This window comes from Micromonospora sp. WMMD1128 (genome assembly GCF_027497235.1).
Lineage (GTDB): Bacteria > Actinomycetota > Actinomycetes > Mycobacteriales > Micromonosporaceae > Micromonospora.
The window spans coordinates 6,698,435-6,709,976 of the sequence record NZ_CP114902.1 but is presented as its reverse complement, the minus strand read 5'-3'; the positions used below and the strand labels follow the sequence as shown (position 1 = coordinate 6,709,976).

Genomic DNA, 11,542 nt, shown 5'->3' with positions numbered 1-11,542 from the left:
CGGCTCATGACCCGGACCGGCCAACGGACCCCACCGCCTGCGCGCACCGCGGATGGTCGCCGTCTCGGTGTGGGTGGCGCGTGATCGGTCGAGCACCGGCGTGGCAGCGACGCAGCAGCCGGCTACGGCACCCCGCGCAGGTGATCGCCGTCGGCTTCGGTACGGCGGTGGTGGTCGGCACCGGCCTGCTGTCACTGCCCGTGGCCACCCGCTCCGGCGAGCGGACCGGCCTGGTGGACGCGCTGTTCACCGCGACCTCCGCGGTCTGCGTGACCGGGCTGGTCACCGTCGACACGGGCAGCTACTGGTCCGGTTTCGGACAGGCGGTGATCCTGCTGCTCATCCAGGCCGGCGGGTTGGGGATCATGACCCTGGCGACGCTGTTCACCGTGCTGCTGTCCCGCCGGCTCGGCCTGCGGGCCCGGTTCCTGGCCCAGGCCGAGACGAAGAGCCTCGACCTCACCGACGTGCGCGCGGTGGTCCGCCGGATCGTGCTGTTCAGTCTCGCCGGCGAAGCGGTGGTCGCGGTGGTGTTGACCGCCCGGTTCGCCACCGCCTACGACGAACCGTTCGGCGAGGCGGTGTACGACGGGGTGTTCCACGCCGTGTCCGCGTTCAACAACGCGGGCTTCTCCACCAACGCCGACAGCCTCGTCGGCTACGTCGCCGACCCGTGGATCTGCCTGCCGATCGCCGCCGCCGTGATCCTGGGCGGGCTGGGCTTCCCCGTCGTGTTCGAACTGCTCCGATGCTGGCGCCGCCCCGCGCTGTGGTCGGTGCTGACCCGCATCACCCTCGCCCTGACCGGCGCGCTGCTCGTCCTCGGCACCGTCGTGCTCACCCTCGCCGAGTTCACCAACCCGCGTACCCTCGGCCCCCTGCACGGGTGGCACAAGCTGCTGGCCGGGTTCTTCGCCTCCACCATGACCCGCACCGCCGGCTTCAACAGCGTCGACATCGGCGCGATGCGGCCGGAGAGCCTGCTCGCCAGCGACGTGCTGATGTTCATCGGCGGCGGCAGCGCCGGCACCGCCGGCGGCATCAAGGTCACCACGTTCGGGCTGCTCGCCTTCGTCCTCTGGTCGGAGATGCGCGGCGAACTCCACGTCAACGTCGGCCGGCGGGGCATCCCCGCCAGCAACCAGCGCCAGGCCCTCGCCGTCGCCCTGCTCAGCGTCGGCGCCGTCGTCACCGCCACCTTCGCGCTGCTGGCCACCACCCCGTACCGGCTCGACGTCGTGCTGTTCGAGGCGGTGTCCGCGTTCGCCACCGTCGGCCTGTCCACCGGCATCACCGCCTCCCTGCCGCCGCAGGCCGACCTGCTCCTGGTGGTGCTGATGTTCGCCGGCCGCGTCGGTCCGCTCACCCTGGCGTCCGCGCTGGCGCTGCGCGACCGCAACCGTCGCTTCGAACTACCCGAGGAAAGGACCATCGTTGGCTGAGACGCGCACCGAACCCGTCGTCGTGATCGGGCTGGGCCGCTTCGGCTCCGCCCTGGCCCTGGAACTGCTCAACCGGGGCAGCGAGGTCCTCGGCATCGACCACCGCCCGAAGGTCGTCCAGGCCCTCTCCGGGCAGTTGCCGCACGTCGTCACCGCCGACTCCACCGACATCGAAGCCCTGCGGCAACTCGGTGTCGCCGAGTTCCGCCAGGCCGTGGTGGCCATCGGCACCGACATCCAGGCCAGCATCCTCACCACCAGCCTGCTGGCCGAACTCGGCATCCCCGACATCTGGGCCAAAGCCATCAGTGCCCAGCACCGCAACATCCTCACCCGCGTCGGCGCCCACCACGTCGTCGCACCCGAACACGACATGGGCGAACGCGTCGCCCACCTGCTCTCCGGACGCATCCTCGACTACGTCGAGGTCGACGCCGACTTCGCCGTCATCAAGACCACCCCACCCCGCGACATCGTCGGCGTACCGCTGCGCGAGTCCCGCGTCCGCGGCAAGTGGGGAGTCACCGTCGTCGCCGTCAAACCGCAGGCGGCCCCACCCGGCGGCAAACCGCGCGCCTTCACCTACGCCACCCCCGACACCGTCCTCGCCTACGGTGACCTCATCCTTGTCGTCGGCACCGTCGACAACGTCGAACGCTTCGCCACCGCCGACTGACGCGACACCGCCACCGGCATCCGCGAGCGGTCATGGTGACCTTCTCGGTGCGGGCGTCCGCCCCTCCGGCTCCGCCACGAACCCGTTCGGCGCAGCCGCCTCGATGTGCTGCCGCAGTCCCGCGATCTCCGCCCGCAGCGCCGCGACATCCGCACTCGTCGCCGCGCTGGGCTGCTCGGAGGCCGCGGAGACCCGCTCCACGATCCAGGTCGCCAGCGAACCGGTGACGAAACCGATCAGGCCGATCCCTCCGATCATCAACCCGAGCGCGACGAAGCGTCCCATCGTGGTGACCGGGTAGTAGTCGCCGTACCCGACGGTGGTGATGGTGACCGTCGCCCACCACAGGGCGTCGCCGAACGACGCGATGTTCGCGTCGGGCCCGGACCGCTCGGCGTCCAGTACCGCCAGCGCGGACACCAGGACGAGCAGCACGGTGGTGGTGGCGACGTAGACGGCGAGACGGCCCCTCGCCCAGACCTCGGTGCGCCGGCTGATCGTCAGCACCACCATGATCAGCCGCACGGCGCGCAACGGTCGGAGCATCGGGAGCACCAGCACGACGAGGTCGAACAGGTGCGTGCGCAGGAAGCGGCGCCGGTCGGTCGCCAGCTTCAGGCGCACCAGCATGTCGCCCCAGAACAGCAGCCAGATGACGACAGATGTCACCGCACAGGCGTCCCGCCACACCTGCGGCAACCCGGTGTGCAGGATCGGTGCCGCGTACACCCCCAGGAAAACCACCGACAACACCGTCAGCGGGACGGCGGTGAATCGCTCCCACGTCGATGACCGATCCGCCCGCTTGTCTGCCTCACCCTGCATGTTGGCTCCGCCCCGCACGCCACCGGTCGATCAACGCCGGTAGTTCGCGCCAGAGGTAGTCGTAGAAGTCGCGCATCTCGGCGAGGCGGGCACCGGCGAGGCTGTCCTCGCCGGCCACGGAGATGCCTTCCTCGGCGGCCTCCCGCATGCTGCCGATCATCGCGTTCTGGCCGGACATGAGCGTGGCCCACGCACCGTCGCGGAGCCGGAAGTGCTCCCGGCGGCTACCCGGGGCGGGCACCCGCTCGATCAAGCCGACGGTCGCCAGGGACTTGACCGCGGTGGACACACTGCCGGAGCTGATGGTGAGCGCCTCGGCGATGTCACCGGCGGTCATCGTCTCCTGCTCGGTGAACAGCAACGCCGCCAACACACGGGCGGTCATCCGCTGCAGGCCGCCCTCGGTGAGGGTCAGCGCCAGCCTCTCCGCCGGAGCACTCAACGCCATCCGGGCCCTCCCGCACTCGATCATCCGGAAGCCTAACATCTTCCGATCTTCAGAAATCTCTGAACATTCGATACTCTCCAAGCTATGAGAGCGGTAATCGAGACGGAGAAGCTGACCAAGACGTACGGCCGCCACCGGGGGCTGGTGAACCTGGACCTCGCCGTGGCCGAGGGTGAGGTGTTCGGCTATCTGGGGCCGAACGGGGCCGGCAAGTCGACCACCATCCGCGTGCTGCTGGACCTGATCCGGCCCACAAGCGGACGCGCGCTGCTGTTCGGGCACGACCCGCGCCGGCACGCGGTCTCGCTGCACCGGCGCATCGGCTACCTGGCCGGTGACTTCGTCGTCAACCCACGGCAGCGGGCCGGGGAGTGCCTGGCCTTCCTGGCCGACCTGCGCGGCGGCGTACCGAAGGCCCACGTCGCCGAGCTGGCCGAACGGCTGGAGTTGGACCTGACCGCCCGGATCACGACCCTGTCCAAGGGCAACCGGCAGAAGGTCGGCCTGGTGCAGGCGTTCATGCACCGCCCGGACCTGCTGATCCTCGACGAGCCGACATCGGGGCTGGACCCCCTGGCGCAACAGACCTTCCTCGACCTGGTCCGCGAAGCCCGAGCCGCCGGGCAGACGGTGTTCATGTCCTCGCACATCATCAGCGAGGTCGAGGCGGTCGCCGACCGGGTCGGCATCATCCGCGACGGCCACCTCGTCGCGCTCGACACCGTGGCCCGCCTCCGCGACCGCAACGTGCACCAGTTCCGGGTCACCTTCGCCGGCCCGATCGACGAAACCGCACTCGCCGCCCTGCCGGAGGTGTCCGGCCTGACCGTCGACGGCCCGACCGCCGCTTTCCGCCTCGCCGGAAGCCCCGACGGGCTCATCCGCGTACTCGCCGGGCACCGGGTCACCGCGCTGCGCGCCACCGAACCCGACCTGGAACACCTGTTCCTCACCTACTACCAGGCCGACGCCACGAGCAGGGAGACCACGCATGCCTGACGTCCTGACCAAGACCCTGTGGGACGGCCGGCGCGCCCTGGCCGGATTCGCCGCCGGCACCGCCCTGGTCGGCGCCATGTACGCCGGCTTCTACCCGCAGGTCGCCGACGGCGCGATGGGGCAGACCGTCCAGGGCTTCTCCCCCGCGCTGCGCGAGGCACTGCGGATGGAAGACCTCGCCTCCGCCGCCGGCTATCTCGGCTCCAGCGTGTTCGGCATCATCGTGCCCCTGATCGCGGTCATCTTCGGCATCGCCACCGGCACCCGCGCCGTCGCCGGCGACGAGGAAGCCGGCTACCTCGACCTGCTCCTCGCCCACCCGGTCAGCCGGACCCGGCTGCTGCTGCACCGCTTCGCCGCGCTCACCGTCGGCGCCACCCTCGTCGCCACCGCGGTCCTGCTCGCCATGCTCGCCGTCCGGCCCAGCGCCCGACTCGACAGCATCAGCATCGGCCAGTTCACCGCCCAGTGCCTCGCCCTGGCACTGCTGATCATCGTCTTCGGCACCATCGCCATCACCATCGGCGCCACCACCGGCAGCCGGCCCGCCGCCCTCGCCGGCACCGCGGCCATCGCCGTCCTCACCTACGCCGCCAGCACCGCCGCCACCCAGATCGACGCCGACGCCCTCCGCTACGCCTCCCCCTTCCACTACTACATCGGCGGAGAACCACTGCGTCACGGCTTCCAATGGGCCGACCTGAGCATCCTGGCCGCCGTCACCGCGGTGCTGCTGACCATCGCCGTGACGACGTTCAACCGCCGCGACCTGACCAGCTGAGCCTGGGGCGGAACGGACGCGACCTGCCGATTCGGCAGCGGCCCGGTCGAGGCGCCCGGGGCAGGCCCGGTGCCGACAAGGCGCGGCCGGCCCGGGTCAGCCGGTGGCGGTGACCGTGGTGGCGGTGACCGTGCCGTCCGCCGACCGGTCGCCCTGCACGCTGACCGTCTGCCCAGCCTTGATCTTCGCCAGCTCGCTCTTCCGGCCGGTCAGCACCGTGGTGCGGTCGTCGGTCCGCACCGTGACCACGGTGCCGTCGGCGGTCTCCAGGTACAGGACACCCGCGTCGATCAGCTTCGCCTTCCCGGTGGTGGCCACCGCGGCGGAGTTCGGGGTCGACCCACCGCCCAGCTCTCCGCGCCCCGAACCCCCGCCGGGAAACCCGCTGGGCGCCGCCCCCGGGAAGCCCCCCGTCCGGCCGGGGCGCGCCGCGGCCGGGGCGTCCCCCCAGCGCTGCTGCACCTGCGTCCCGGCCAGGAAGCCGACCAGCACCAGCACCAGGCCGGCCAGCACGACGGTGCCCCGGTTCCACAAGCGGCGTGGCGCGGCGGCGGCGAGTGCGGCGGAGAGGTCACCGTCGGGCTCCGCCGCGCGATCCGGTTGCCCCGTCGCTTCGGCTGCCGCCCGTTCGAAGATGACGGTGTCGGTGTCGTCCATGTCCTCGCCTCTCCGGATGAGCTACTCGTAACGCAGGGCGTCGATCGGGCGCAGGCGGGCCGCCCGGGCCGCCGGCAGGCCGCCGAAGAACAGCCCGATCGCGACCGACACGCCGAGGGCCAGCACGACGGAACTCGGCACGATCACCGGCCGCACGCCCACGATGGAGAACCGGGACCCGACCAGCGCGGCGGCCACCCCCAGCGCCCCGCCGATCAGGCTGAGCAGGGTCGCCTCCGTCAGGAACTGGATCAGGACGGTCCGGCGCCGGGCGCCCAGGGCCTTACGGATACCGATCTCCCGGGTCCGTTCGGTGACGGTGACGAGCATGATGTTGGTGATACCGATACCGCCGACGAGCAGGCTGATCGCGGCAACCGCGCCGAGCAGGACCGTGAACGTGTCGGCCGTCTCGGTCTGCGTCTGGAGCAGTTGCGCGGCGTTCTGGATCCGGTACGGGGTGCTGCCGGCGCCGGTGCCCGGCAGCCGTTGGGCGAGCACCGTGCCGATCTGCGCCTGCACCTCCTCCACCCGCTCCGGGCTCCTCGCCTCGACGAGGATCGAGCTGAGCGCCCCGTAGCCGGTCAGCACCTCGCGTACGGCCCGCAGCGGGGCGACCACCAGGTCGTTGGCGTCCTGGAAGCCGGTCGCGGACTTCGGGGCCAACGTGCCGACCACCGTGAACAGCGCGCCTCCGACGGTGACCTGTTTCCCGATCGGGTCGGCCCCGGCGAACAACTCGTCGACGACGGTGCTTCCGACGACCACCACCCGGCGGCCCTGCGCCTCGTCGTCCCGGCTGAACACCGTGCCGCTGGCGACCGGCGAGTTCGAGGCGTCGAACCAGCTCGGCCGGGTGCCGACGAACTGGCCGACCTCGTGCTCCGCGCCCTGGTAGGTCACCGTGGCTGCGGCGCTGACCAGCGGAGACACCGATCGTACGTCGGGAGCGAGCACCGGGTCGGCCAGCGCGTCGGCCACTTCCACGGTGAGCCCGCCGCCGCCCCCGCCCCGGTTGGTGCCGGTCACCGTGAGGGTGTTGGTGCCCAGCGCCTCGATCCGGCTCGTGATCGCCTGAGCTGACCCGTTGCCCACCGCGACCAGCAGGATGACCGCCGCGACGCCGATCAGGATGCCGAGCATCGTCAGCGCCGAGCGCAGCTTGTTGGCGGCCACCCCGCGCAGCGCGAAGCGGAGGATCTCGACCAGGGTCACCTCGGTGCTCCCGCCGTGTGCCGCCCCGGCACGTCCTGCCGGGTGTCGACGCGGACCTGACCGTCGAAGAGCCGGACGAGACGCCGGGCCCGGGCGCCGACCTCCGTTTCGTGGGTGATCAGCACGATCGTCCGGCCGGCGGCGTTGAGCTGGTCGAGAATGACCAGGATGTCCTCGGTGGAGTGGCTGTCGAGGTTGCCGGTGGGTTCGTCGGCGAGCAGCAGCGCGGGCTCGGTGACCAGCGCCCGGGCCACGGCCACCCGTTGCTGCTGCCCGCCGGAGAGCTGGTTGGGATGGTGGTCGGCCCGGTCGGCGAGTCCGACGGCGTCCAACGCGGCCATCGCCCGACGCCGGCGCCGGGTCGCGCGGACGCCTGCGTACGCCAGCGGCAGCTCCACGTTGGCCAGCGCGCTGGTGCGGGGGATGAGGTTGAACGCCTGGAACACGAAGCCGATCAGCCGGTTGCGGACCAGCGCGAGCTGCCGGTCGGCGAGGCTGCTCACGTCCACCCCGTCGAGCAGGTACCGCCCGCCCGACGGCACGTCGAGACAGCCGAGGATGTTCATCAGGGTGGACTTGCCGGAACCCGACGAACCCATGATCGCCACGTAGTCGCCCGCCTCGACCGAGAGGTCGACGCCGCGCAGCGCGTGCACCGCCGCGTCCCCCTCGCCGTACACCTTGGTCAGCCCGCGGACGTCCAGGACCGGACGGTGCGGCGTGTCCCGGAGGTCCATCAGCGGCCCGCGTTCCCGGCCTGTCGCGGGCCCTGGCCGCCACCCGGGAACCCGCCGCCGGGAAAGCCGCCGCCGGGAAGGTTCCCGCCGCCCCGGAGGCCGCCGCCGGTGTTGCCGGTCCCGGCGCTGCTTCCCGGCAGGACGACCCGCTCACCCTCGGCAAGCCCGGAGGTGATCTCGTACGCCTGGTTCCCGGCGAGTCCGACCTGCACCCGCCGTGTCTCCTCGCCGGTCTCCGTGACCACGGTGACGGTGTGCCGGTCACCGCTGCCGCTGACCGCCGTCGAGTTGACCAGGAGGACGTCCTGGGCGGTGCCGGTGACCACGCTCACCGTGACCGTCTGCCCCGGCTTCGCGCCGGTCGGCAGCTCGCCCAAGCCGATCGTCACGCCGTAGGTGACCACGTTGTTGCTGGTGGTGGCCTGGGGGTCGATGGCTGTCACCGTCCCGGCGGCCCGGGCGCCGGACAGCGCGTTCCAGGTGACGGTGGCGGTCTGCCCGCTCTTGAGCCGGGTGGCGTCCGCCTCCGCGACCGCCGCGCTGACCTGTAGGTGGGTCAGGTCGGCGAGGTCCACGAACCCGGTGGCCGTGCTCGACGTGCCGGCGTCCTGCTGGCCACCGGAACCGCCGGGGGAGCCACCACCCGGATTGCCGGTCGATCCACCGCCGGACGAGCTGCCCACCGTGCCGTTGACGGCGACCACCGTGCCGGCCATCGGCGCGGCGAGTCTCGTCCCGGCAACCCCGGCCTCGGCCTCGTCGACCGCGAGTTCCGCCTGGGTCACCGAGTTCTCGGCGGAGGAGGTGTCGCCGTCGGCGGCCCGGGCCCGGTCCAGCGCGTTCTCGGCGGCGTCCAGGTTCGCCCGGGCCAGCTTGAGCGCCCGCTCGGCCGCGGCGGGATCGACAGTGGCCAGCAGCTGTCCCTTCTTGACGGTCTGCCCGACCCGTACCCGGATGTCGGTGACCGTGCCGGCGGTGACGAAGCCCGCGCTCGCCGTGGTGGCGCTCTCGATCGAGCCGTCCGCCGTGACCGTGGCGGTCACCGTGCCCCGCGACACCACGACCGACCGGGCGGACCGGCCGGGCTCCACCTGTGCCGCGGAGTCACCGGTCACCGACGACCAGGCCCAGTAGCCGCCGCCGAGCAACAGCAGGGCCAGTGCGGCGTTCACCGCCACGGGAGGCCGGCGCAGGAGAGCCGGCAGGCGCACACGCATGGCCGAAGCCTTCACCGGCCGGCTGGGAGAACGTTCCAGGGAAGCTCAGAGCTGGCTCGGAATCGCCGTCCGCAACGCGGGCTGGTCGGCCGGGGCACCGCAAGCGGCGTGTACCCCGGCGGTGGGATGCCCGGCAGCATCGTCGGGCGCGGTGGGCAGCAGCACCCGGAACGTCGTTCCCGCACCCGGCGCGGTATCCAACTCGATGCAGCCGCCGTGGGCGTGCACGATTGAAGCGGCGATGGAAAGCCCCAGGCCGGAGCCGCCGCCGTTGCCCCGCCCGCGGCTGGGATCCACCCGGTAGAGCCGCTCGAACACCCGACCGGCGTGCGCCACGGGTATCCCCGGCCCGCCGTCGTGCACCTCCAGCACCGCGAGCCCGCCGTCCGGCGCGGGCGGCGGGGCGGACCGGACAACCGGGTCGGCCGGTGGTGCGGGCAACCGCCCGACCCGGACGGTGACCCGCACCTCCGGCCCCGTGTGCTGGAGCGCGTTGCCGACCAGATTCGCCGCAACCTGGCGGAGCCGGTGCTCGTCGCCGAGCACGCTCGGCGGCTCGAACGAGTCGTCGCGGTCGGCCAGGGTGGTCAGCCGGACACGCCGCCTCGGTGTGCGGGCGTGCGCGTCACGGATGGTGTCCGCGGCCACCTCCAGCAGGTCGACCGGAGACCACACCGGGATCCGCTGCTGGTCCAGCCGGGCGAGCAGGAGCAGATCCTCGACCAGCACACCCATCCGGGCCGCCTCGCCCTCGATGCGGCCCATCACCTCGTCGAGGGGCGGCCCCGGCGGAGCGCCGCCGCGCCGGTACAGCTCCGCGAAACCCCGGATCGAGGTGAGCGGGGTACGCAGCTCGTGCGAGGCGTCCGCGACGAACTGACGCAGCCGCCGTTCCGAGGCGGCACGGGCGGCCATCTCGGCGCCGATCCGGTCCAGCATCAGGTTCACCGCCGCGCCGAGCCGCCCCGGCTCGGTGTGCGGGTCGGCCCCGTCGACCCGGCGGGTCGGCTCACCCCCGGTGATACCCGCGACGATGCCCTCCATGGTGGTCAGTGGGCGCAGCCCCAACCGGACCACCGAGGCCGCGAGCAGACCCAGCCCGAGCAGCACGGTGGCGGTGACCGCCCCGTCGATGAGCAGCAACCGTTCGGCGGTCCGGTCCACCTCGCTCAGGGACACGCCGAGGACCACCACCGCGCCCTCCTGCCCGACCGGCACGGCGAGCAACCGCCAGTCGTCCCCGCCCGCACCGGCCGCAGCGGTGTACGGACGCCCGGTCGCGGCTCGCGCCCGCACCTCGGCGAGCGTGCCCGGATCCGGGCTCCCCGTCGCCGGTGTGCTGCTGCGTTCGGCGTCCCGGGTGCCGTCCGGGCGATAGACCAGGACCAGCTGGTCCTGTCCCAGGCGGGCGAACCGGCCGGGCAGGCCACGCACGGCACCGGACGTCGGTTCGGGCTCCGCCCAGGGAGCCGGGCTCGCGGACGGCCCGACACCCGGGGCTGTGGAGTCACCGGTTCTGGACGCCGTCCCCGGCCCGCGGACGGCGTGCAACGGACGGGCCTGGGCCGCCAACTGGTCGTCGATCCGCTCCAGCAGATAGCCATGGAGCAGGAAGAATCCGGCCGTGTTCGCACCGAGAAGGGCGACCGTGGTGAGCGCGCCGATGACGAGGACGAGCCGGGACCGCAGCGTCCAGTGCGCCCACCGGCGCACCCCCAGTCGGCCGTTCACTCGTCCCCGGTCGACAACCGAAGGGTGTACCCCACGCCGCGAACCGTGTGGATGAGCGGCGGGCCGAGCCGGTCGACCTTGCGCCGCAGGTAGTACACGTACGACTCGACGATCCGCCCGTCACCGCCGAAGTCGTAGTTCCACACCCGGTCGAGGATCTGCGCCTTGCTCACCACCCGGCCGGCGTTGACCAGGAGGTAGCGCAGCAGTTTGAACTCGGTCGGTGACAACTCCACCAGTTGGCCCGCCCGGCGCACCTGGTGCGCGCCGTCGTCGAGCTCCAGGTCGGCGTAGCGCAGCGTCGAGGTCTCCGGCACCGCCGAGGGCTCAGGTTGACTACGTCGCAGGATGGCCCGGATCCGCAGCACCACCTCTTCGAGGCTGAACGGCTTGGCGACGTAGTCGTCCGCGCCGACGACCAGCCCGGCCACCCGGTCCTCCACCGTGTCCCGGGCGCTCAGGAAGAGCACCGGCACCGGCCGCCCGGCCGCACGCAGCCGCCGGGCCACTTCGAACCCGTCGAGGTCCGGCAGCATCACGTCGAGGACGACCAGGTGGGGGTCGAACTCCTCGACGCTGGCCAGGGCCGCCCGGCCGCTGGCGGCCACCCGCGTGTCGTACGCGACCAGACGCAGCGCGGAGGCGAGCAGCGTGGAGATGTTCGGCTCGTCGTCCACCACCAGGACCCGGGCGGCGCCGGCCGTGCCGGCGAGAGCGGGGACCGGGCCGCCCCCGGTCGGTCGGGGGATGTCGATCTGCACCGACCCTGCCTACCGGGTCCGCCTCGGAGCGACCTGTGTTGAACCTGTGTCCC

At 72.4% G+C, this 11,542-nt stretch carries 12 protein-coding genes; 4 read left to right on the top strand and 8 right to left on the bottom strand.

Annotation, left to right across the window (positions count from 1 at the left end; genetic code table 11):
• Nucleotides 1-80 precede the first annotated feature (80 nt).
• Both O7602_RS30450 and O7602_RS30445 read left to right on the top strand, forming a co-directional pair.
• Nucleotides 81-1,442 (top strand): potassium transporter TrkG, encoded by a 1,362-nt coding sequence (locus O7602_RS30450; protein WP_281586022.1) that lies wholly within the window; start codon nucleotides 81-83, stop codon nucleotides 1,440-1,442.
• Nucleotides 1,435-2,118: a TrkA family potassium uptake protein gene (locus O7602_RS30445; protein ID WP_281586020.1), complete on the top strand. Its 684-nt coding sequence runs from the start codon at nucleotides 1,435-1,437 to the stop codon at nucleotides 2,116-2,118. Before O7602_RS30450 ends, O7602_RS30445 begins: the two co-directional genes overlap by 8 nt.
• A gap of 30 nt (nucleotides 2,119-2,148) precedes the next feature.
• Here O7602_RS30445 and O7602_RS30440 read toward each other — a convergent pair whose 3' ends face one another.
• Nucleotides 2,149-2,943, bottom strand: coding sequence for a potassium channel family protein (locus tag O7602_RS30440; protein ID WP_281586019.1), 795 nt, complete (start codon nucleotides 2,941-2,943; stop codon nucleotides 2,149-2,151).
• Nucleotides 2,933-3,391, bottom strand: coding sequence for a MarR family transcriptional regulator (locus tag O7602_RS30435; protein WP_281586018.1), 459 nt, complete (start codon nucleotides 3,389-3,391; stop codon nucleotides 2,933-2,935). The genes O7602_RS30440 and O7602_RS30435 overlap by 11 nt, the downstream gene beginning before the upstream one ends.
• An 84-nt stretch (nucleotides 3,392-3,475) precedes the next feature.
• Here O7602_RS30435 and O7602_RS30430 point away from each other — a divergent pair, with 84 nt between their 5' ends.
• Nucleotides 3,476-4,390, top strand: coding sequence for an ABC transporter ATP-binding protein (locus O7602_RS30430; protein ID WP_281586016.1), 915 nt, complete (start codon nucleotides 3,476-3,478; stop codon nucleotides 4,388-4,390).
• Nucleotides 4,383-5,171, top strand: a complete 789-nt coding sequence (locus tag O7602_RS30425) for an ABC transporter permease subunit (protein ID WP_281586015.1) — start codon at nucleotides 4,383-4,385, stop codon at nucleotides 5,169-5,171. Before O7602_RS30430 ends, O7602_RS30425 begins: the two co-directional genes overlap by 8 nt.
• Nucleotides 5,172-5,267: 96 nt before the next feature.
• On the opposite strand, the gene O7602_RS30420 is transcribed toward O7602_RS30425, so the two are convergent.
• From O7602_RS30420 to O7602_RS30395, 6 genes are read right to left on the bottom strand one after another with little or no spacing between them, the layout of a single operon-like run.
• Entirely contained in the window at nucleotides 5,268-5,828 is a 561-nt protein-coding gene (locus O7602_RS30420) for a DUF5666 domain-containing protein (RefSeq protein ID WP_281586014.1), read from the bottom strand.
• Between the two features lie 21 nt (nucleotides 5,829-5,849).
• A complete protein-coding gene (locus tag O7602_RS30415) occupies nucleotides 5,850-7,043 on the bottom strand; it encodes an ABC transporter permease (protein WP_281586013.1) in 1,194 nt (397 codons plus the stop codon).
• Nucleotides 7,040-7,780, bottom strand: coding sequence for an ABC transporter ATP-binding protein (locus tag O7602_RS30410; RefSeq protein ID WP_281586012.1), 741 nt, complete (start codon nucleotides 7,778-7,780; stop codon nucleotides 7,040-7,042). The genes O7602_RS30415 and O7602_RS30410 overlap by 4 nt, the downstream gene beginning before the upstream one ends.
• Complete coding sequence (locus O7602_RS30405; RefSeq protein WP_281586011.1) at nucleotides 7,780-8,997, bottom strand: efflux RND transporter periplasmic adaptor subunit; 1,218 nt, start codon at nucleotides 8,995-8,997, stop codon at nucleotides 7,780-7,782. The genes O7602_RS30410 and O7602_RS30405 overlap by 1 nt, the downstream gene beginning before the upstream one ends.
• Before the next feature lie 45 nt (nucleotides 8,998-9,042).
• A complete protein-coding gene (locus tag O7602_RS30400; protein WP_281586010.1) occupies nucleotides 9,043-10,728 on the bottom strand; it encodes a HAMP domain-containing sensor histidine kinase in 1,686 nt (561 codons plus the stop codon).
• Entirely contained in the window at nucleotides 10,725-11,477 is a 753-nt protein-coding gene (locus tag O7602_RS30395; protein WP_281590631.1) for a response regulator transcription factor, read from the bottom strand. Before O7602_RS30395 ends, O7602_RS30400 begins: the two co-directional genes overlap by 4 nt.
• Nucleotides 11,478-11,542 lie beyond the last annotated feature (65 nt).